14 protein-coding genes and 1 pseudogene are annotated in these 21,419 nt (G+C 72.1%); 12 read left to right on the forward strand and 3 right to left on the reverse strand.

Features of this window, described 5'->3' with window-relative positions:
• Window positions 1-28: 28 nt before the first annotated feature.
• Window positions 29-643 (reverse strand): hypothetical protein, encoded by a 615-nt coding sequence (locus tag ACH4UK_RS21115; RefSeq protein ID WP_398358356.1) that lies wholly within the window; start codon window positions 641-643, stop codon window positions 29-31.
• 269 nt (window positions 644-912) lie between these two features.
• Here ACH4UK_RS21115 and ACH4UK_RS21120 point away from each other — a divergent pair, with 269 nt between their 5' ends.
• Window positions 913-1,494 (forward strand): hypothetical protein, encoded by a 582-nt coding sequence (locus tag ACH4UK_RS21120; protein ID WP_398358357.1) that lies wholly within the window; start codon window positions 913-915, stop codon window positions 1,492-1,494.
• A gap of 77 nt (window positions 1,495-1,571) precedes the next feature.
• Here ACH4UK_RS21120 and acnA read toward each other — a convergent pair whose 3' ends face one another.
• Window positions 1,572-4,298, reverse strand: a complete 2,727-nt coding sequence (gene acnA, locus ACH4UK_RS21125) for an aconitate hydratase AcnA (RefSeq protein ID WP_398358359.1) — start codon at window positions 4,296-4,298, stop codon at window positions 1,572-1,574.
• A gap of 327 nt (window positions 4,299-4,625) precedes the next feature.
• Between acnA and ACH4UK_RS21130 the strand changes: the two genes are divergently transcribed.
• Complete coding sequence (locus ACH4UK_RS21130; protein ID WP_398358360.1) at window positions 4,626-5,354, forward strand: alpha/beta fold hydrolase; 729 nt, start codon at window positions 4,626-4,628, stop codon at window positions 5,352-5,354.
• 102 nt (window positions 5,355-5,456) lie between these two features.
• Here ACH4UK_RS21130 and ACH4UK_RS21135 read toward each other — a convergent pair whose 3' ends face one another.
• A complete protein-coding gene (locus ACH4UK_RS21135; RefSeq protein WP_398358361.1) occupies window positions 5,457-5,900 on the reverse strand; it encodes a VOC family protein in 444 nt (147 codons plus the stop codon).
• Window positions 5,901-6,301: 401 nt separating this feature from the next.
• On the opposite strand from ACH4UK_RS21135, the pseudogene ACH4UK_RS21140 reads away from it, so the two are divergent.
• The 10 genes and pseudogenes from ACH4UK_RS21140 to ACH4UK_RS21185 form a co-directional block, all read left to right on the forward strand.
• Window positions 6,302-6,488 (forward strand): annotated as a pseudogene (locus tag ACH4UK_RS21140) (RidA family protein); the annotation flags it as partial.
• A 190-nt stretch (window positions 6,489-6,678) separates the two neighbouring features.
• Window positions 6,679-8,208 (forward strand): helix-turn-helix domain-containing protein, encoded by a 1,530-nt coding sequence (locus tag ACH4UK_RS21145; RefSeq protein ID WP_398358363.1) that lies wholly within the window; start codon window positions 6,679-6,681, stop codon window positions 8,206-8,208.
• A gap of 267 nt (window positions 8,209-8,475) precedes the next feature.
• Window positions 8,476-9,945 (forward strand): aldehyde dehydrogenase family protein, encoded by a 1,470-nt coding sequence (locus tag ACH4UK_RS21150; RefSeq protein ID WP_398358364.1) that lies wholly within the window; start codon window positions 8,476-8,478, stop codon window positions 9,943-9,945.
• Window positions 9,942-11,549, forward strand: a complete 1,608-nt coding sequence (locus ACH4UK_RS21155; RefSeq protein ID WP_398358366.1) for an APC family permease — start codon at window positions 9,942-9,944, stop codon at window positions 11,547-11,549. The genes ACH4UK_RS21150 and ACH4UK_RS21155 overlap by 4 nt, the downstream gene beginning before the upstream one ends.
• A gap of 34 nt (window positions 11,550-11,583) precedes the next feature.
• The gene (locus tag ACH4UK_RS21160) at window positions 11,584-13,158 is read left to right on the forward strand and encodes a GMC family oxidoreductase (RefSeq protein WP_398358367.1); all 1,575 of its coding nucleotides are present in this window, start codon (window positions 11,584-11,586) and stop codon (window positions 13,156-13,158) included.
• A gap of 56 nt (window positions 13,159-13,214) precedes the next feature.
• Window positions 13,215-13,844 carry an alpha-ketoglutarate-dependent dioxygenase AlkB gene (locus tag ACH4UK_RS21165; RefSeq protein WP_398358369.1) on the forward strand — a complete coding sequence of 210 codons (630 nt, stop codon included), beginning with the start codon at window positions 13,215-13,217 and terminating at the stop codon, window positions 13,842-13,844.
• Window positions 13,845-13,940: 96 nt separating this feature from the next.
• A complete protein-coding gene (locus ACH4UK_RS21170; protein WP_398358371.1) occupies window positions 13,941-16,496 on the forward strand; it encodes a SpoIIE family protein phosphatase in 2,556 nt (851 codons plus the stop codon).
• 132 nt (window positions 16,497-16,628) lie between these two features.
• Window positions 16,629-17,165, forward strand: coding sequence for a hypothetical protein (locus tag ACH4UK_RS21175; RefSeq protein WP_398358372.1), 537 nt, complete (start codon window positions 16,629-16,631; stop codon window positions 17,163-17,165).
• Between the two features lie 72 nt (window positions 17,166-17,237).
• A complete protein-coding gene (locus ACH4UK_RS21180; protein WP_398358374.1) occupies window positions 17,238-19,463 on the forward strand; it encodes a hypothetical protein in 2,226 nt (741 codons plus the stop codon).
• 376 nt (window positions 19,464-19,839) lie between these two features.
• Window positions 19,840-21,393 (forward strand): exopolysaccharide biosynthesis polyprenyl glycosylphosphotransferase, encoded by a 1,554-nt coding sequence (locus ACH4UK_RS21185; protein WP_398358376.1) that lies wholly within the window; start codon window positions 19,840-19,842, stop codon window positions 21,391-21,393.
• Window positions 21,394-21,419 lie beyond the last annotated feature (26 nt).

A 21,419-nucleotide genomic window follows, 5' to 3' on the forward strand; every position in this document is an offset into this window, starting at 1 on the left:
CTGGTCCACTCCCGCCCCTTCCGCTTTCCTAGGACGCCGGGGACTTCCGGGCCGAGGTCACCTGGCACGAGTAGACGAGCCGGTCGTTGGTGCGGTAGGGGGCGTGCACCGAGAGGGACCGGTCGCCGCCCGGCGTGACCGTCACCGTCTTGTACTGGGAGCTGACGCTCCTGCTCGCGACCGTGGAGTTGGGGTACTTGCCGACCTTGAACTGCACCGTGAAGCTGTAGCGGTAGGCGAAGTCGGCGGACGCGTTCTGGATGTCGACGTCGTAGCTGATCCGCCCGGTGGAGCGCTCGTAGCTGCAGTTCTCACCGATCACCTCGCTGATCGCGCTCGCGTTGTAGGGCGGCCGCGTCGTCGGACGGCTGGTGCTGCCGCCGCTACCGCCGGAGCTGCCGGAGCCGCCGCCGGAGATGAGCCCCCCGGAACCGCTCGAGCCGCCCGAGCCGCCGGAGGCGCCAGGAGCGTCGGGCAGTCCGCTCGGCCTCAAGGTGAGCGACGGGTTGGGCATGCTCGGCGGCGCGGGCGCGTCGCCGAGGCCGCCGAAGGCCTTGTCGCTCGGATTGTCGGTGCAGCCGGCGAGTGTGGTGATGGCCGCGAGCGCGAGAATGGCAGCGCCGACGGCGCGACGAACACGCATGTGATGATCCCCCGAAAAGCAGAATGCGTCAGTGGCTCGGTTGGAGCGGACCGTTCCTCGAACGGCGTACGGTCCGGGGCAGGTTACCGGATCCGGCCACCGCGATCGCAGCCACTCGTGTCCCGGGCTCGGCGGTGGCGGGATCTGCGGTGTTGGTATTTTGAGCCGCTCGCGCGCACACACGCGTGGGACCGCATTCACCATCGGGGGACACCATGAGCCAGCCCTGGCAGCCACACACGCCGCAGCACCATCCGTACGGTCAGCCCGTGCCGCAGCCCGTGCCGCAGCAGCAGCCGGGGTACGGCTACCCGGCCGCCTACCCTCCCCAGCAACCGATGCAGCCCATGCAGCACGGCTACCCCTCCCCCTACCAGCCGGGCTTCCCGCCCCAGGGCGGCGCACGGCCGGGCAAGGCCTTCTTCCTGGGGCTGCTCGTCGCGGCGGCCGTGGGACTGGCGTACGCGGGCATCCTGCTCGCCACCCACAAGGACCTCTCACGCGTGGGGCTCCAGGCCAGCTACCTGGTCGTCGCGGCCGTGCTCGCGGTGGCGGTGGGAGCGGTGGTGGGCCGCACCGGCGGCCGCGGGGCCGGCCTCCATGTCTGGGCCGCCGTCCTGGCCGCGCTGGCCGCGTACTTCGGCGTCGCCAACGGTTATGTGTTCACCCTGCTCGACGCCGGCGGCATCGACCTGCTCGAAGCGGTGCTGGACCACGAACCCCTGGCCCCGCACAAGTTCTGGTGGGAGCGCCTCAACGGCGGCGTCGCTCTCGTGGGCCTTGCCGTGGCCGCGGCGGGCGCCTTCGGCGTGGCGAACACGACCGGCAAGAAGCAGCCGCACCGGTACTGAACACACACCCTCAGCGCACGAGGGCCGCACCCCGGTACACGACGGGGTGCGGCCCTCGACTTCTGTGTGCCGCCGGCCTACTTGCGGATCAGGCTGCGGAGCACGTACTGCAGGATGCCGCCGTTGCGGTAGTAGTCCGCCTCACCGGGGGTGTCGATGCGGACGACGCCGTCGAACTCCACACCGGTGTCGGTGGTGACCTTGACGGTGCGCGGGGTGGTGCCGTTGTTCAGCTCGGTGACGCCGGTGAAGGAGAAGGACTCCTCGCCGGTGAGGCCGAGGGTCTCGGCGGTCTGGCCCTCGGGGAACTGGAGCGGGAGGACGCCCATGCCGATGAGGTTCGAGCGGTGGATGCGCTCGTAGGACTCGGCGATGACGGCCTTGACGCCCAGGAGCGCGGTGCCCTTGGCGGCCCAGTCGCGGGACGAGCCGGAGCCGTACTCCTTGCCCGCGAGGATCGCGAGCGGGGTGCCGGCGGCCTGGTAGTTCTGCGAGGCGTCGTAGATGAACGACACCGGAGCCGCGTCAGCGGTCGCAGCCTGGGTGAAGTCGCGGGTGTAGCCGCCCTCGGTGCCCGGCGCGATCTGGTTGCGCAGGCGGATGTTGGCGAACGTGCCGCGGATCATGACCTCGTGGTTGCCACGGCGCGAGCCGTAGGAGTTGAAGTCACGACGCTCGATGCCGTGCTCGGTGAGGTACTTGCCGGCCGGGGTGTCGCCCTTGATGGCGCCGGCCGGGGAGATGTGGTCGGTGGTGACCGAGTCGCCGAGCTTGGCGAGCACCCGGGCGCCGGTGATGTCCTCGACCGGGGTCGTCTCCATCGTCATGCCCTCGAAGTACGGGGGCTTGCGCACGTAGGTGGACTCGGCGTCCCACTCGAAGGTGTTGCCGGTCGGGATCGGCAGCGCCTGCCACTGGGCGTCGCCCGCGAAGACGTCGGCGTAGGACTTGTTGAACATGTCCTCGCCGATGGAGTTCGCCACGACGTCGTTGACCTCGGCCTCGGAGGGCCAGATGTCGCTCAGGTAGACCGGCTTGCCGTCCTGGTCGACGCCGAGGGCGTCCTTGGTGATGTCGACCTTCATCGAACCGGCGATGGCGTACGCGACGACCAGCGGCGGGGACGCCAGGTAGTTCATCTTGACGTCGGGGTTGATCCGGCCCTCGAAGTTACGGTTGCCGGAGAGCACCGAGGTGACCGCGAGGTCGTTCTCGTTGACCGCCTTGGAGACCTCGTCCGGCAGCGGGCCGGAGTTGCCGATGCAGGTGGTGCAGCCGTAGCCGACGAGGTTGAAGCCGACCTTGTCGAGGTACGGCGTCAGGCCCGCCTTGTCGAAGTAGTCGGTGACGACCTTCGAACCCGGGGCGAGGGTGGTCTTGACCCACGGCTTGCGGGTCAGGCCCTTCTCGACGGCCTTCTTCGCCACGAGCGCGGCGGCGACCATGACGTAGGGGTTCGAGGTGTTGGTGCACGAGGTGATCGCGGCGACGGTGACGGCGCCGTGGTCGATCTCGTACGTCGAGCCGTCGGGGGCCGTGACGGTGGTCGGCTTCGTCGGAACACCGTTGGAGGCGGCCGGGGAGTCGGAGGCCGGGAAGGACTCCTTGCCCGCCTCCTCGTCGTCCGAGACGTAGTTGCGGACGTCGCGGGCGAACTGCTCCTTGGCGTTCGCGAGGACGATGCGGTCCTGCGGGCGCTTCGGGCCGGCGATGGAGGGGACGACCGTGGAGAGGTCGAGCTCCAGCTTCTCGGAGAAGTCCGGCTCGGCGGCCGGGTCCAGCCAGAGGCCCTGCTCCTTGGCGTACGCCTCGACGAGCGCGACCTGCTGCTCGTCGCGGCCGGTCAGGCGCAGGTACTTCAGCGTCTCGTCGTCGATCGGGAAGATCGCGGCGGTGGAACCGAACTCCGGCGACATGTTGCCGATGGTGGCGCGGTTGGCGAGCGAGGTGGCGGCGACGCCCTCACCGTAGAACTCGACGAACTTGCCGACGACGCCGTGCTTGCGGAGCATCTCGGTGATGGTCAGCACGAGGTCGGTGGCGGTGGTGCCGGCCGGGAGCTCGCCGGTCAGCTTGAAGCCGACGACGCGCGGGATGAGCATGGAGACCGGCTGGCCGAGCATCGCGGCCTCGGCCTCGATGCCGCCGACGCCCCAGCCCAGCACGCCGAGGCCGTTGACCATGGTGGTGTGCGAGTCGGTGCCGACGAGGGTGTCGGGGTAGGCCTGGCCGTTGCGGACCATGACCGTGCGCGCCAGGTGCTCGATGTTCACCTGGTGGACGATGCCGGTGCCCGGGGGGACGACCTTGAACTCGTCGAAGGCGGTCTGGCCCCAGCGCAGGAACTGGTAGCGCTCCTTGTTGCGGCCGTACTCCAGCTCGACGTTCTGGAGGAACGCGTCCTTGGTGCCGAACTTGTCGGCGATGACGGAGTGGTCGATGACCAGCTCGGCCGGGGCCAGCGGGTTGATCTTCGCCGGGTCCCCGCCGAGCTCCTTGACGGCCTCACGCATGGTGGCGAGGTCCACGACACACGGCACGCCGGTGAAGTCCTGCATGATCACGCGGGCCGGCGTGAACTGGATCTCCTGGCTGGGCTGCGCCTGGGAGTCCCAGCCGCCGATGGCCCGGATGTGGTCGGCGGTGATGTTCGCGCCGTCCTCGGTACGGAGCAGGTTCTCCAGCAGGACCTTCAGGCTGTACGGGAGGCGCGCGGAGCCCTCTACCTTGTCCAGCTTGAAGATCTCGTACGACTCGTCGCCCACGCGCAGCGTGCTGCGGGCGTCGAAGCTGTTCGCCGACACGACAGTCTCCTTCTTCAATGTGCGCGTATCTCCGCGCCGCGCCTCCTTGGCAGTCGGCGCCGCGTTTTGCCGTCTACGGCCCCGACCATCCGCTAAGGTAAGGATTAGTTAGGTAACCCTTACCGGGCGGCGGCTGTGGTGCGCCTCGGCAGATATCTCGATGTCGAGATAACTCTAGTACATAGCCGCCGCTCGGTCATGCCCAGGTGCCCCACCACGCCACCGGACGCCGCGGGACCGCCTCGATCACGCGGGGGACCGCGCGGGTAGAGTCCGAGTAGGGACGACATCACCGGGGGGGCGATGACGACAGCGGATGCGTCACCCATGGCCGCGGATGCGCTGCCCATGGTCTTCGTGCACGGGACACGCTTCAGCGCGGGACAGTGGAGCACCCAGCTCGCCGCGCTCCGGAACGAATTCCCGGTGGCCGCCGTCGACCTGCCGGGCCACGGAGAGCGCTCGGACCAGCCCTGGAGCCTGAGCTCCGCAACCGAGATCATCGCCTCAGCGGTGGACTCGCTCGGCCGCGGCCCGGCCCTGGTCGTCGGGCACTCACTCGGCGGATACGTCGCGCTGGATTTCGCGCGGCGCCGCCCCGACCAGCTCCGCGGACTGGTCCTCGCCGGCGCCAGCGCCGCCACCCGCGGCGCGTGGACGATGCCGTACCGGTGGGTCGCCGGGCTGGTGCCCCGTATACCGGCGGACCGGCTGACCCGGTGGAACGACCGGATGCTGCTGCGGCACTATCCGCCGGACGTGGTGGGGGCGACCATCCGCTCCGGCTACGCCTTCCACACCCTGCCGGCCGCCTGGGGCGAGGTACGGGGACGCTTCGACGCGGGCGCGATGCGCCACGTGGCGGCTCCGGCACTGATCCTCAACGGCGAGAAGGACAGCCTCTTCCGGTCCGGCGAGGCGGACTTCGCCCGCGCGCACCCGCACGCTCGCGTCGAACTGATCCCGCGGGCAGGACATCTCGCGAACTTCGACGCGCCGGGCGCCTTCACCGATGCCGTACGCCGCTTCGCACGGCAGCTCACCGCGGGCCGCTGAGCGCCGCGCGCACACCGCGCCCGCGCGCAGGACGGGCTTTTCGGAACGGCCGGCCCGCGGGTCCTGCCGCACAGGGACCGGGCCCGAGGGGGCCCGAGGGCGTCAGTCGAGGCAGAACTCGTTGCCCTCGATGTCCTGCATCACGAGGCAGGACTCGTTCTCCTCATCGGCGAGCAGCAGGCGCTGCCGCACCGCGCCGAGCGGAATCAGCCGCGCGCATTCGGCCTCCAGCGCGGCGAGGCGCTCCTCCCCCACGAGTCCGGTGCCGACCCGCACGCACAGATGCACCCGGTTCTTGACGACCTTGCCCTCGGGAACGCGCTGGAAGTACATGCGCGGGCCCACCCCCGAGGGGTCCTGGCAGACGAACCCCGCGTCCCGCTTCTCGGGCGGCAACGAGAGGTCGTAGTCGCCCCACGTGGCGAACCCCTCGGGCGGCGGCGGTACGACATACCCCAGCACCTCGCACCAGAAATACGCGACGCGCGAGGGCGACGCGCAGTCGAAGGTGATCTGGACCTGCCTGACCTGCCTGATCGAAGCCATCGGGCCACCCTAGTGACGCACCGGTCGCCGAGCCTCCGATTTTCGTCGGCTCGGAAGCGCCGCCGGTGTCCGCATCCGGGCTCGCTCGACCGTCGATGGCAACCGTCATGGCCCCTGATCAGGCATACCGGTCTCATGGCGTCACCGCGCGGAGTGCCCGGACTCGGTGCCATCTGTCCTCCTGCCGGTCTCCGTTCCGTCTGCCATCGGGAGGACGTACTGGCCCGCGAGACGCGCCAGATGCAGCGGGAGCGGGCGGGCCAGGGGCGGGTAGTCGTGGCGCTTCGCGCGTGAGGGGCTTCGGGAGATTCCGTCCACGCAGGTGGAGCGTGTCTCCCAGGACCGCGCCCTTGCCCCTGCCGGGGCAACGGAATCCGGTTCGTCGCCGGAGGTTCTGGACCCGGCAGGAGGATCTCGTGGCCGCCTGGGGGGGGTGGTCCGGGACTCGTTCGGCGAGCACGACGTGCCGAGCACCCTGATGGGCGTCACCGTGCTCGGCTGCGCGGACCAGCTCGTCGAGATCGAAGCCGTGGCCCCGTTCTCGACGGCCCGGCGCCCGGTGGTCCGGCCGGCGCCCCGTCGGCGTAACGGCGGGGCGAATCTCCGTACCTCCGCGCCCCCACGCCCTCGTGCCCCGTACGGACGCGCGGACCGCGCCCTCCGTCCCCGCGCGGGCCACGATGGGGAGACCCGGCACGCGCGGAGTCGGTGCACACCCGTCACTCGAACGGCACACCCCCACAGCACCCTCATCTCATATCTGAGATAACCTGCCGCCATGTCAGACGACTACCTCGTACGTATCGGCAAGCTCATCCGTGACGCCCGACAGCACCGGGGCTGGACACAGACGCAGCTGGCCGAGGCGCTCGCCACGAGCCAGAGCGCCGTCAACCGCATCGAGCGCGGCAATCAGAACATCAGCCTTGAGATGATCGCGCGCATCGGTGAAGCCCTCGACAGCGAGATCGTGTCGCTCGGTTACGCCGGGCCCATGCATCTGCGGGTCGTCGGCGGCCGCCGGCTCTCCGGCGCCATCGACGTCAAGACCAGCAAGAACGCCTGCGTCGCGCTGCTGTGCGCCACGCTCCTCAACAAGGGCCGCACGGTCCTGCGCCGGGTGGCCAGGATCGAGGAGGTGTTCCGGCTCCTGGAGGTGCTGAACTCCATCGGCGTGCGCACCCGCTGGGTCAACGACGGCGTGGACCTGGAGATCGTGCCGCCCGCGCAGCTGGACATGGAGGCGATCGACGCCGACGCCGCGCGCCGCACCCGGTCGATCATCATGTTCCTGGGCCCGCTGCTGCACCGGATGGAGCAGTTCACCCTGCCGTACGCGGGCGGCTGCGACCTGGGCACCCGCACCATCGAGCCGCACATGATCGCGCTGCGCCGGTTCGGCCTGGAGATCGCCGCCACGGAAGGCCTGTACCACGCACAGGTCGACCGTTCCGTCTCACCCGGGCGGCCCATCGTGCTGACCGAGCGCGGCGACACCGTGACCGAGAACGCCCTGCTGGCCGCCGCCCGCCACGACGGCACGACCGTCATCCGCAACGCCTCGTCCAACTACATGGTCCAGGACCTGTGCTTCTTCCTGGAGGCGCTGGGCGTACGGGTCGACGGGGTCGGCACGACGACGCTCACCGTGCACGGGGTCCCGCAGATCGACGTGGACGTGGACTACTCCCCCTCCGAGGACCCGGTCGAGGCGATGAGCCTGCTGGCCGCCGCGGTGGTGACCGAGTCCGAACTCACCATCCGCCGGGTGCCGATCGAGTTCCTGGAGATCGAGCTCGCGGTCCTGGAGGAGATGGGCGTCGACTGCGACCGCACCCCGGAGTACGCCGCCGACAACGCGCGCACCCGCCTGGTGGACCTGACGGTGCGGCCCTCCAAGCTGGAGGCCCCGATCGACAAGATCCACCCGATGCCGTTCCCCGGCCTCAACATCGACAACGTCCCGTTCTTCGCGGCGATCGCCGCCTCCGCGCACGGCCAGACCCTGATCCACGACTGGGTCTACGACAACCGGGCGATTTACCTCACCGACCTCAACCGTCTCGGCGGCCGCCTCCAACTCCTGGACCCCCACCGGGTCCTGGTCGAGGGCCCGACCCGCTGGCGCGCCGCCGAGATGATGTGCCCGCCCGCCCTGCGGCCCGCCGTGGTGGTGCTGCTGGCGATGATGGCGGCGGAAGGCACCTCCGTACTCCGCAACGTCTATGTGATCAACCGCGGTTACGAGGAGCTGGCCGAGCGGCTCAACTCGGTGGGCGCGCAGATCGAGATCTTCCGGGACATCTGACCGAAGCGGATGCCGCCGCACCCCAGCCCGGCCCGCTGCCCGCGGGTCGGGCAGGGGTGCTGCGGCATCTCCGGTACTTCTCCGGGAGGCTGCCTTCCCGCTCGGTGGCGCCCCTCCACCCTGCGCGGGCGAGCCGGTCCTCGGTTCGGCCGCGCTTGTGCTGCGCGCCAGGACCCCCGCGCTTACCGTCGGCAGGGGATCGCCACCGGGATGCCGCAGGGACGGCATACGGCCGGGCGACCGGTCCAGCCGTACCTGGAGGAGCCCATGCCGGAGCTGTTCATCGATGGCCAGTGGGCCGCGGCCGCCGAGGGGCGGACGCGGGAGATCCGCTGTCCGGCCGACGGTACGACGGTGGCCACCGTCGACGAGGGTGGGCCCGAGGACGCCGCCGCGGCCGTCGCCGCGGCCCGGCGGGCCTTCGATCACGGGCCCTGGCCGGGGACGCCGGCCGCCGAGCGGGGACGGTTGCTGCTGCGGGTGGCCGAGTTGCTGGAGCGCGACAAGGACGTCTTCGCCCGTGCCGAGTCGCTGGACACGGGCAAGCGGCTGGTCGAGAGCGCCTACGACATGGACGACATCGCGAACTGCTTCCGGTACTTCGGCAACCTCGCCGGCGCCGGGGGGCCGGACCGGGTCGTGGACACCGGGAGCGCGGACACGGACAGCCGTATCGTCCACGAGCCCGTCGGGGTCTGCGCGCTCATCACACCGTGGAACTATCCGCTGCTCCAGACCGCCTGGAAGGTCGCTCCGGCGCTCGCGGCCGGCAATGCCTTCGTGCTCAAGCCCAGTGAGCTGACTCCGCACACCGCCGTCCTGCTCATGGGGCTGCTGGCGGAGGCCGGGCTGCCTGCCGGGGTGGCCAATCTGGTGCTCGGGGCGGGGGGCGTGGTGGGTGCGCCGCTGACCGAGGACCCCCGGGTCGACATGGTGTCGTTCACCGGGGGGCTCGTGACCGGGCGGCGCATCATGGCGGCCGCCGCGCCCACCGTGAAGAAGGTGGCCCTGGAGCTGGGCGGCAAGAACCCGAACATCGTCTTCGCCGACGCCGACTTCGACACCGCCGTCGACTACGCGCTGATGGCGGTGTTCCTGCACTCGGGGCAGGTCTGCTCCGCCGGGGCGCGGCTCCTCGTGCAGGACGAGCTGCACGACCGGTTCACCGACGAGCTGGTGGCGCGGGCGGGCCGGATCCGGCTCGGCGGGCCCTTCGACGAGGACGCGCGCAGCGGTCCGCTGATCTCGGCCGCGCATCGCGACAAGGTCGAGGCGTATGTAGCCGAGGGCATCGCCGAGGGCGCGGTGCTGCGCTGCGGGGGCGCGCGGCCGGACGATCCGGCGCTGGCCGACGGCTTCTACTACCCGCCGACGGTGCTGGACGAGTGCGCGACCTCGATGTCCGTGGTGCAGGACGAGTCCTTCGGTCCGGTGCTCACGGTCGAGCGGTTCCGGGACGAGGACGACGCGGTCCGGCTGGCCAACGACACCGTGTACGGGCTGGCGGGGGCGGTCTGGACGCAGGACGGCGGGCGCGCCCACCGGGTGGCCTCGCGGCTGCGGGCCGGCACCGTGTGGATCAACGACTTCCACCCCTACGTACCGCAGGCGGAGTGGGGCGGCATGAAGCAGTCCGGCTTCGGCCGCGAGCTGGGCCCGGCCGGCCTCGCCGAGTATCAGGAGGCCAAGCACATCTGGCGCAATGTCGCGGCGGTTCCCCAGCGGTGGTTCGAGTGAGCACGGACAGCGGTTCGGGGCGGGGTCCGGCCGCACCGCCGCCCGGTCGCAGCCGGAGCCAGGACGATGACGACGCGCTCGGCGAGCTGGGCTACCGGCCCGAACTCCGGCGCACGCTCGGCAACTTCCACACCTTCGCCGCCGGGATCAGCTACATCTCGATCCTGACCGGCACCTTCCAGCTGTTCTACTTCGGCGTCAGCTTCGGCGGGCCCGCCTACTGGTGGTCCTGGCCGATGGTCTTCTGCGGGCAGCTGATGGTGGCCCTGTGCTTCTGCGAGCTGGCCGCCCGCTATCCGGTGGCCGGTTCGGTCTACAACTGGGCCAAGAAGATGGGCGGTCCGCACGTCGGCTGGCTCGGCGGCTGGATGATGATGACGGCCACCATGGTCACCCTGTCGGCCGTGGCGCTGGCCTACCAGATCACGCTGCCCCAGATCGACGGCTGGTTCCAGTTCGTGGGCGACGGGAGCGGCAAGAACGACCAGGCGGCGAACGCGGTCCTGCTGGGCGCGGTGCTGATCCTGTTCTCCACGCTGGTGAACGCCTTCGGGGTCAAGCTCATGGCCCGGATCAACTCCGCGGGCGTCTTCATCGAGCTGGTCGCCGCCGTCCTCCTCATCATCTTCCTGGCCGCCCACATCACCCGGGGCCCCAGCACCGCCCTGACGGAGACGTACGGTCTGGGCAGCGGCCAGTCGCTGGGCTACTTCGGCGCGTTCCTCACCGCGTCGCTGGCCTCCGCCTATGTGATGTACGGCTTCGACACCGCGTCCTCGCTCGGCGAGGAGTCGCACAACCCGGGCCGCAACGCCCCCCGCGCGATCCTGCGGGCGCTCATCGCGTCCTTCCTGATCGGCGCGTTCATCCTGCTGTTCGCGCTGCTCGCGGTGCCGGACCTGCAGGCCGAGGAGCTGTCGACGGGCGGTCTGCAGTACGTGGTGCTGGCGACGCTCGGCGACACCGTCGGGGAGGTCTTCCTCTGGGCGGTGGTCGTCGCGATCACGGTCTGCGTGCTGGCCGTGCAGGCCGCCGGGATCCGGCTGATGTTCGCCATGGCGCGGGACAACAACCTGCCCGCCGGATCGAAGCTGGCCAAGGTCAGCCCCCGCTTCAAGACGCCCGTGGTGCCCGCCGTGGTGATCGGGGTGGTGGGGGTCGTGATCCTGGTGGTGAACATCAACCAGCCGCAGATCTTCTCGGTGATCACCAGCATCGCGATCATCATGATCTACGTGGCCTATCTGCTGGTCACCGTGCCCATGCTGGTGCGGCGGCTGCGCGGCGAGTGGGAGCCGCGCGAGGGCGCGTTCTCGCTGGGCCGCTGGGGGCTGCCGATCAACGTCATGGCGGTGCTGTGGGGCTCGGTGATGGCGCTCAACCTGGCCTGGCCGCGCGCCGAGGTGTACAACGCGACCGGCCCGCAGCACTGGTATCTGCGCTGGGGCGCGTTCCTCTTCATCGGTTTCGTCGCGCTGGGCGGCTTCGCCTACTACTGGTTCGTCCAGCGCCACCGGACCGGCGTGCTCGCCGAGCACCGGTTCGAGGCCCAGGACCCCGCCGCCCCCACCACTCCTCCCCCGCCCCCGCCGGCTGCCCGCTGAGTCACGCCGGCCCCCGCCGCCTCCTGGAGACGCGATGCCCGAAGCAAGCCCCGTACCCGCGTTCGACTACGTCGTGGTCGGCGGCGGTACGGCCGGAGCCGTCATCGCCGCCCGGCTCACCGAGGACCCCGCCGTCACCGTCTGCGTACTGGAGGCGGGCCCCTCGGACGTCGGGGACGACAGCGTCCTGCGGCTGGAGCGGTGGATGGCGCTGCTGGAGTCCGGTTACGACTGGGACTATCCGGTGGAGCCGCAGGAGAGGGGCAACAGCTTCATGCGGCACGCCCGCGCCAAGGTGCTCGGCGGCTGCTCCTCGCACAACTCGTGCATCGCCTTCTGGGCCCCGGCCGAGGACCTCGACGAGTGGGGCGCGCTGGGCTGTACGGGGTGGAGCGCGGCGGACTGCTTTCCGCTCTACCGGCGGCTGGAGACCAACGACGCGCCGGGCGACCACCACGGGCGCTCCGGTCCGGTCACCATCCGGACCGTGCCGCCGCGCGACCCGTGCGGCAGTGCCCTGCTGTCGGCCTGCGCGGCGGCGGGCATCCCCACCGTCCCCTTCAACACGGGCTCCACGGTGGTCCGGGGCGCGCACTGGTTCCAGATCAACGCCCGCGAGGACGGCACCCGCTCCTCGGCCTCGGTGTCGTATCTGCATCCCGTGCTGGGGAAGCGGCCCAACCTGGAGGTGCGGACCGGGCTCCAGGCGAAGCGGCTGCTGTTCGACGGCGAGCGGTGCTCAGGCGTGGAGTACCTGGAGCCGGACACCGTTCACAGCGGGGCGGTGCACGCCCGGCGCGAGGTGATCGTCTCCTGCGGCGCGATCGACTCGCCGAAGCTGCTGATGCTGTCCGGCATCGGCCCGGCCGGGCATCTGCGGGACACCGGGGTGGATGTGCGGGTGGACTCCCCCGGCGTCGGCTCGCACCTCCAGGACCACCCGGAGGGCGTGATCATGTGGGAGGCGAAGCAGCCCATGGTCACGACCTCGACCCAGTGGTGGGAGATCGGGATCTTCGCGGACACCGAGCCGGGTCTGGACCGGCCGGACCTGATGTTCCACTACGGCTCGGTGCCGTTCGACCTGAACACCTACCGGCGCGGTTACCCGACCTCGGACAACGCGTTCTGTCTGACCCCGAACGTCACCCGCGCCCGGTCCCGGGGCACGGTGCGGCTGCGGACGCGGGACTTCCGGGACAAGCCCAGGGTCGATCCGCGCTACTTCACCGACGAGCACGACGTACGGGTGATGACGCACGGGCTGCGGCTGGCGCGGGAGATCGTCGCGCAGCCCCGGATGGCCCCCTGGGCGGGCGCCGAGTTGGCTCCGGGGCCCGGGGCGACCACGGACGCGGAGCTGTTCGACTACATCCGCGAGACCCACAACACCGTGTACCACCCGGCGGGCACCGTGCGGATGGGTCCGGCGTCGGACCCGCAGTCGCCGCTCGACCCGCAGCTGCGGGTGAAGGGGGTCACCGGGCTGCGGGTGGCGGACGCGTCCGTCATGCCGTTGCTGCCGACGGTCAATCCGTGCATCACCACGATGATGATCGGCGAGAAGTGCGCCGATCTGATCAAGGCCGATCCGGTCGGGGCCGGCTGAGCGGAAGCCCACCGCTGGTATTCGCACACATGCTCGAATAACGTTACGCTCTTCCCATGTCCGTCCACCTGCAGAGCTCGCTTTTCGACCAGGAGGCCGAGGTCGGCACCCGCCCCCTGAGCGGACTGCGGCGTACGGATCTGGGCCACGGGGCCTGGATCGACGTACTGCCGCAATGGCTCCGGGGAGCCGACACGCTGTTCGAGACCCTGGTACGCGATGTCGCCTGGCGGGCCGAGCAGCGCGTCATGTACGAGCGCGTCGTGGCGGTCCCCCGGTTGCTGGCCTTCTTCGGCCGCCAGGACCCCCTTCCGCATCCGGCCCTGGAGGCCGCCCGCACCGAGCTCGGCCGGCACTACGCGGCCGAGCTGGGCGAACCGTTCACCACGGCGGGGCTGTGCTTCTACCGCGACGGACGGGACGGGGTCGCCTGGCACGGGGACACCATCGGCCGGGGCGGCACCGAGGACACCATGGTCGCGATCCTCTCGCTGGGCGCCCCCCGGCACCTCGCACTGCGGCCGCGCCGGCCGGGCCCCGCCCCCGTCCGCAGGCCGCTCGGCCACGGCGACCTGATCGTCATGGGCGGCAGTTGCCAGCGCACCTGGGAACACGCGATCCCCAAGACCGCGCGGGCCGTCGGACCGCGCATCAGCGTGCAGTTCCGGCCCGACGGGGTGCGCTGACCCCGGCGCACGACCGCCGCACCCCGGGCACCCGCGGTTGTGCCGGCCGGGGGCAGGGCGGATTCTGAAGACAATGAACCGGGCCGGTGTCGCGCCGTGAGCGCGGCGAACACGGCGGAGAGCGCCGATTTCCGCGGCCCCCTGGACATCACCAGGGCGGCCACGGTGGTTCTGGACGCCGAGAGCACCGTCATCGGCTGGAGCCCCGCGGCCGCCGAGCTGCTCGGCTACGACCCCTCCGACGTCCTCGGGCGTCCCCTGAGCGCGTTTCTCTCGGTGCCCCCGGTCGGCGGCGCTCCCCCGGCCGAACCGCCGGGGACGGCCGGTCCCGGCCCCGGCCCGCCGTCCCTCGTCGGCAACGAGATCCACGTGGCCCGCGCCCGGGACGGCCGTGAGGTGCTGGTGGCGACGGCGACGTGCCCGCTGCCGGGCGGCGGCGCGGGCCACGGGGCGCCGGGCGCGCCGGACCGGATCCTGGTGGCGGCCGAGGTGGGGGCCCTGCGGCACTGGGAATCGCGGATCGCGCTGCTCCAGGGGCTGGCCACCCAGTCGCCCGTCGGCCTGGCCATCTACGACACCGATCTGCGGCTGACCTGGAGCAACACCGCCTACGAGCGGGAGATCGGACAGCCGCTGGCCGCGTTCCGGGGCAAACGGGCCGACGAGCTGTACCCCGGGGGCACCTTCGTGACCGCGGGGTACCCGCAGACGCTGGCCGGCGTCATGCACCAGGTGATCGAGACGGGCGAGCCGATCCTCGACCTGCATTTCCGGGGGCAGCCGCCCAGCGACCCGGGGCGGGACCATCTGTGGTCCTGCGCCTACTACCGGCTGGAGGACGCCCACGGGCATGTGTTCGGCGTCTGCGAGGACGCGTTCGACATCACCGACCGCCACCGGGCCCAGGAGCGGCTGGCCCTCCTCGTCGAGGCCGGCCGCAGGATCGGCACGGTCCTGGACGTGGCCACCACCGCCGAGGAGATCGCCGAGGTGGCCGTGCCGGACTTCGCCGGCACCGTACGGGTCGACGTCACCCGGGCCGCGGTGACCGGGGAGACGGCGGCGGTCGGCAGCCCGGCGGACATGTCCCTGCTGCGGGTCGCGGAACGGTCGGAGCCGGGATCCGGTGCGCCGGATCCCGGCTTCCCGGAGGCGAGCCCGCCGAGCACGGGCCCGCCGGGGGCGGCGCGGGGCTCCCTGGACCCCGACGTCCCCGCCGGCCCCCGGCAGCCTTACCCGCCGGTCGCCTATCCGCCCGGCTCGCCGCAGAACCGGAGCCTGTCCTCCGGCGGGCTCGTGCTCGACGAGGGCACCCTGGTCGTCCCGCTGCGGGCCGGGGGCGGCATCCTGGGGCTGGTCACCTTCGACCGGGGTCTGGGCCCCGAGGCCTGGGGCCGGGCGCTCGCCCCCGACCGGGCGACCACGTTCGACAACGGCGAGGTCGCGCTGGCCGACGAGCTGGCCGCCCGCGCCGCGGTCTGCATCGACAACGCGCGCCGCTACACCCGCGAGCGCACCGCCTCGCTCGCCCTCCAGCGGCAGTTGCTGCCCCATCACCTGCCGCCCCGGTCCGCGGTGGAGACCGCCTACCGCTATCTGCCGGCGGACGATGTGACCGGCGTCGGCGGGGACTGGTTCGACGTGATCCCGCTGTCCGGGACCCGGGTCGGTCTCGTGGTGGGGGACGTGGTCGGGCACGGCCTCCAGGCGGCCGCCACCATGGGGCGGCTCCGCACCTCCGTACGGGCCTTCGCCCAGCTCGACATGGCCCCCGACGAGCTGCTGACCCGCCTGGACGACCTGGTGGGGCAGCCGGCCGAGGAGCGGTCGGACGCGCCCGGCGGAGCGGTCGAGACGTACGACGTGATCACCGGGGCGACCTGTCTGTACGCGGTCTACGACCCGGTCTCCCGGCGTTGCGTCATGGCCCGCGCCGGGCATCTGCCGCCGGCGATCGTGGACCCCGAGGGCCGGACGTCGTTCCCGGACCTGCCGGCCGGGCCGCCGCTGGGCCTCGGCGGCCTGCCGTTCGAGTCGATGGAGATCGACCTGCCGGTGGGCAGCCTGCTGGCGCTGTTCACCGACGGTCTGGTCGAGGCCCGGGACCACGACATCGGCGAGGGCCTCGACGCGCTCGGCCGGGTGCTCGGCAACCGTTCCGCTTCGCTGGAGGAGCTGTGCGACCGGGCGGTGTCCGAGCTGGTGCCCGGCGGCACCAGCGCCGACGACACCGCCCTGCTCCTGGTCCGCACCCGCGCGCTCGACGCGGAGCGGGTGGCCGACTGGGAGCTGACCGCGGAGCCGGTGTCGGTGGGCCGCGCCCGCGAGCTGGCCACGGGTCAGCTGACGGCCTGGGGGCTGGAGGAGCTGTCCTTCGCGACCGAGCTGGTCGTCAGCGAGCTGGTCACCAACGCGGTCCGGTACGGGGGCGGGCCGCTGGGGCTGCGCCTCATCCGCGACCGCACCCTGGTCTGCGAGGTCTCGGACACCGGCCACACCTCGCCGCACCTGCGGCACAGCGCGGAGGACGACGAGGGCGGGCGCGGCCTGTTCATCGTGGCGCAGCTCGTCCAGCGGTGGGGCACCCGGTACACCCCGACCGGGAAGACCATCTGGACCGAGCAGACCCTCCCGCCGGCCGGCGTCGGCTGACCCGTTCTCGCCCTGCGGCCGGGACGCGCCACTTTGTTGACAACCCAACAGACTTCGACTTAGGTATGCCTTACCTAAGTCGACTGGGTGTCCGTGGTTCTGGTTACCGATGCCGAGAAAGGTGCTCATCTCATGAGTGCTGTTCCCTCCACCCGTACCGTCGCCCGCACCGGCCTCGCCGCGTTCGCCGCCGCCGCGCTGGCCGTGACCTTCGCCTCCCCCGCCGCCGCCGCGACCGGGACCCGTACGGTCACCGACGGGGGTACCACCTACAACCTGTCGCTCTCGGGCCCCGACACCGCGGCCGCCTCGGGCGCGAACATCACGGTCACCGGCAGTGGTTACCACACCGGGCAGGGCGTCTACGTGAGCCTGTGCGTGGTGGACGGGGCACAGGGCGACAACAAGCCCTCGCCGTGTCTCGGCGGCCAGGACGAGGCCGGCACCACCGGCGCCTCGCACTGGGTGTCCGGCCTGGGCGGCGGCCTGCCCAACACCTCGCCCTTCGGCGCGGGCGGCACCTTCAGCGTCCAGATACACGTCAAGGCCGACCTCGGCGGCGGCAACGTCTGCGGCGACACCGTCGAGTGCGCCGTCGTGACCCGCGCCGACCACACCGACACCAACGACCGCAAGTACGACGTACACGCTCCCATCGACTTCGTGTAGCACCCCAGCCCTGCGCCCGGTCCCGGCAGTTCGTGCCGGGGCCGGGCTCCCCGCGTTGTGACGAGGAATGACATGACATCCACTCCGGGCACCGATCCCGGCACCCCGCCGAGCGGCCACGGCAGACGGGGACTCCGGGCCGGCGCGGCCGCCGTCGCCGCCCTGCTGCTCGCGGCGGTCCCCACGGGCGCGGCGGTCAGCGCCGACGCCGGCACCCCCAGGAGCGCCACCGGCCCCCAGGGGCAGAAGCTCACCGTCTCGGCGACCACCGGGCTCGACCCGGCCGGTCAGCAGGTCCGGGTCACCGGCGAGGGGTACGGCCAGGCCTCCGGCATCTACGTCGCGCTGTGCAAGGACAACGGCGACAACCGGGTGCCCTCCCCCTGCCTCGGCGGCGCGGACATGAGCGGCGGTTCGAAGACCTCGCAGTGGATCGTGCCCCCGGGCGACCCGTACGAGGGCGACCTGGCCCGCGCCTTCGGCCCCGGTGGCACCTTCGACGTGGAGATCGAGATCACCGAGAAGGGCGACGGCCTCGACTGCGCCGCGACGCCCTGCTCCCTGGTGACCCGGGCCGACCACCGCTCGGCCGGCGACCGGACGCAGGACGTCCGCATACCCGTCGCCTTCGCGGGCCGGGAGCCCGGCGAACCGGGCGGCGAGGGCGTCGACGTGCCCGCGGGAACCGTCTCCTACCGGGCCGCCGCCGACTTCACCTCGGCGGGCAAGCCGCTGGACCTGCTGCTGCACCCCGACACGAAGAAGCTGTACGTCGGTGCGGACAACCTCCCCGACACGGCCGACGTCGACGAGCGCGGGCTGTACGTCCTGAACCCCGGGGACGGGAAGGCCGAGAGCTGGACCAGCCGGGCGCCCGGACCCACCGGGGAGTTGCGCGCCTCGGCGGCCGCCCGCATCTCGGGACCGCTGCCGGGTGACGGCGTCGTCTACAACTACCCGCTGCGGGGCGTCGGCAGCGCCGGGTCCGGTGACGAGGCGGCCTCGGGGGTCTGGCTCGCCGGGTCCACGATCACGGACATCGCCCCCGGTACGACCGCGGAGACGGTGCTGGTCGCCCAGGGCGCGAAGCTCTCCGAGATCGAGCGGGCCACCGGCACGGCCACCCGGAGCCTCACGCTGCCGGGCGGCACGCAGTTCGCCGCCGATCCGGAGCGGGGCGCGCTGTGGTTCAGCGACTTCGCGGCGGGGAAGCTGCACCGGGTCGACCTCGCGTCGTTCGCCGTCACCGGATCCTTCGACCTGCCCGGCGCCGGGGGGATGGCCGGCTTCACCGAGACGGACCCGGCCACCGGCGCGGTCTGGGTCGGGGTCAACCGGTCCGTGCTGGTCTTCGACGCCGCGGGCGCGCTGCTCAAGACGCTCGTCGGCAAGGACCTCGCCCGGGACGCCGCCTTCGACCCGCGGAGCGGCCGGGCCTTCGTCGCCTGGCAGGACGGCGGGGACCTCTCCGACCCGGCCAACGACAACAACGGCACCCTGACCGTGTACGGCAGCGAGGACTTCGCCGTGGCCGCGAAGGACGTGTCGCTGCCCGGCAACCACTCCCAGTCCGGGGCCGCCTCGCTCGCCGTCGAACCGGGCGGCGCGACCGTCTTCGTGACCAGTCCCGCCGAGGGCAAGATCACCAAGCTGGTCCGGCAGGTCTCGCCGCTCGTGACCCGGGCGCCCGCCGACCGCACGGCCGAGGACGGCGAGGACGTGGCCCTCACCGCACAGGCGGACGGCACTCCTGAGCCCACGGTCCGCTGGCAGGTCAGCGCCGACGGTTCGCAGACCTGGAAGGACGTCGAGGGCGCGGACGGGCCGACCCTGGCGTTCACCGCGCGCACGGCGCAGGACGGCTACCACTACCGCGCCGAGTTCCGCAACGACGTCGGCACCACCCGCACCGCAGCTGTGACCCTCACCGTGACCGCGGCCGCCAGCGGCGGGCAGACCGGCGGCACCGGCAGGGCCTCGAACGGCGGTGGCAGCACGGGAGGTGACGGACCGACAGGCGGGGTGAGCGGTATGCAGTCGGGCGGCGGCTCCACTGCCGGGGGCTCCGGCACCACCGGCGGCTCAGGCTCCACCGGCGGCACCGGCTCGGCGGTCGGCGGCTCCGGCACCACCGTCGGCGGTGGCGTCGGGGGCGGCACCGCAGCCACGTCCGGCGGCGGCAGCCTCGCGGCCACCGGGATCACCGTCCTTGCGGCAACTCTCGCAGCAGTCGCGCTCGTTGGCGCGGGACTATTGGTCCACCGGCGCGCAAGGAGGCGCACGGACGGCGCGTTCTGACCCGTCGCGCCCCTCCCGGCCCCTCGGAACAGGGGCCGGGAGGGGCGAACCCCCTGGCCGGGTACACCGCCCGCCAGGGGGTTCGCGCGTTTCCGGCGGGGCGCACCGGAGCCGGGGCCTCCACGGGCCGGCCCCCGACGGCGGACGGCACAAGCGCTTACCCGTCTGCCGCTCCATCAACTTCCGTGCACACACGCCGACATCGGATGGTTATGGCCGATCGGAGAGGTCTGGTCCGAGCCGTCTGAACTTCACGAGAACTCCAGCGAAATGGCACGTGTGTGGATATCGTGCACCGAGCGAGGGCGCATCCGTCAGTCCATGGGATCGGCGGATGCGTCCCGTTTGTGGGGGTGCGACTGTGACTGGGGGGTTCATGGGGCATGTCGAAATACCTGAAACCGACCTATCGGGACCGGTGGGGCTCCGGGGTGCGCCGCGCCCCCGGACCGCCGCCTCCCGCAATCGCGTGGCGGCCCTGGAACAGCTGTGGAGGGCCCCGACAGCACAGCGCGACCCGGCCGGCCGGGCTCCGGCCCGGCGGAAGCCGGCGCCCGGCCCGGCCCTCGCCGCACTGACCGACCTGCTGGGTCTGGCCACTCCGGCCTGGCTGCTGCTGCGCGCGGGCGACCAGCCCCGCCCGGTGGCGGCCGCCGCGGTGGCGGGGCTGGTGTGGACCGTGCTGCGCGGCACCCGGGGGCGGTACACCGACCGGCCCAGGGCGGCCGAGCCCGGCAGCGCGCTCGGCGCGGTCGGGGACTGGCTCGTGCTCATCGGCCTGCTGGCCGTACTGCACACGGCGGCGGGGAGTCCGGTGGACCCGGCCACGGCCGTCGTGGCCGTCGCACCCGGCCTGCTCGTCGCCACCGCGGTGGCGGGGCTGCGACGGTGGCCGCTGACCGCCCGTCATGGCCAGCGGGTCCGCAGGGTGCTGCTGGTCGGTGAGGCGTCGGGGGTGGACCGGGCGGCCGAGCTGCTCAACTCCCGTACGGACCACGACTTCTCGCTGGTCGCCGCTATTCCGGTGGGCGCGGACCGGCTGGAGCTGGACGGGGTGCAGGTGCCGGGGCGTCTGGCGTCCTGCCCGGCCGAGGACGATGTGACGACGGTCCTCGGCGGGGTCTACGCGCACGCGGCGGACCTCGTGCTGGTGGCTCCCGGGCCGCAGTTGACCGGCGACCGGCTCCGGCGGCTCGGCTGGGGGCTGCACGACGGGGGCGTCGCCCTCTCCGTGCTCTCCGAGCTGTCCGGTGTGGCGGCGACGCGGGTGCGCCCCGTCACCGCGGGCGGGCTCACCCTGCTGCACATAGCGCCGCCGCTGCGGGGCGGTCCGCAGGCGGTGTTCAAGAACGTGCTGGACCGTGCGGGCGCCCTGTTCGGGCTGCTGGCCCTGGCGCCGCTGTTACTGGCGGTGGCACTGAGCGTCCGGCTGTCCTCGCGGGGGCCCGTCTTCCACCGGCAGGTCCGGCAGGGGCAGCACAACAGGCCTTTCACCATGTGGAAGTTCCGCACGATGGTGGCGGACGCGGAGGACCTCAAGGCGCAGCTGGCCGCGGCCAACGAGGTCGACGGCCCGCTCTTCAAGATGCGCGGCGATCCTCGGGTGACGCCGATCGGGCGGATGCTGCGACGTACGTCGATCGATGAACTCCCGCAACTGGTCAATGTGTTGCTGGGTCATATGTCGCTGGTGGGCCCGCGCCCCCCGCTGCCCGAGGAGGCGTCGCGCTACGACGAGCGGGAGCACCGCCGGCTCGCCGTGAAGCCGGGGCTCACGGGCCTCTGGCAGGTCAGCGGCCGCTCCGACCTGACCTGGCAGGAGACCGTCTCGCTCGACCTCTGGTACGTCGACAACTGGTCGGTGGCGGCCGACATGGGACTCCTCGCCCGCACCGTGCGCGCCGTCACCGACGGCCGCGGGGCGTACTGAGGGGGCGGGCATGCAGACGCGAGGAG

The sequence above is a fragment of the Streptomyces sp. NPDC020884 genome (assembly GCF_044333935.1).
Lineage (GTDB): Bacteria > Actinomycetota > Actinomycetes > Streptomycetales > Streptomycetaceae > Streptomyces.

Coding starts and splice junctions, on each gene's coding strand:
- ACH4UK_RS21115 (WP_398358356.1), bottom strand. CDS start 643: ATGCGTGTTCGTCGCGCCGTCGGCGCTGCCATTCTCGCGCTCGCGGCC.
- ACH4UK_RS21130 (WP_398358360.1), top strand. CDS start 4,626: ATGGCCGCGGATGCGCTGCCCATGGTCTTCGTGCACGGGACACGCTTC.
- ACH4UK_RS21135 (WP_398358361.1), bottom strand. CDS start 5,900: ATGGCTTCGATCAGGCAGGTCAGGCAGGTCCAGATCACCTTCGACTGC.
- ACH4UK_RS21145 (WP_398358363.1), top strand. CDS start 6,679: ATGTCAGACGACTACCTCGTACGTATCGGCAAGCTCATCCGTGACGCC.
- ACH4UK_RS21150 (WP_398358364.1), top strand. CDS start 8,476: ATGCCGGAGCTGTTCATCGATGGCCAGTGGGCCGCGGCCGCCGAGGGG.
- ACH4UK_RS21160 (WP_398358367.1), top strand. CDS start 11,584: ATGCCCGAAGCAAGCCCCGTACCCGCGTTCGACTACGTCGTGGTCGGC.
- ACH4UK_RS21165 (WP_398358369.1), top strand. CDS start 13,215: ATGTCCGTCCACCTGCAGAGCTCGCTTTTCGACCAGGAGGCCGAGGTC.
- ACH4UK_RS21175 (WP_398358372.1), top strand. CDS start 16,629: ATGAGTGCTGTTCCCTCCACCCGTACCGTCGCCCGCACCGGCCTCGCC.
- ACH4UK_RS21180 (WP_398358374.1), top strand. CDS start 17,238: ATGACATCCACTCCGGGCACCGATCCCGGCACCCCGCCGAGCGGCCAC.
- ACH4UK_RS21185 (WP_398358376.1), top strand. CDS start 19,840: ATGGGGCATGTCGAAATACCTGAAACCGACCTATCGGGACCGGTGGGG.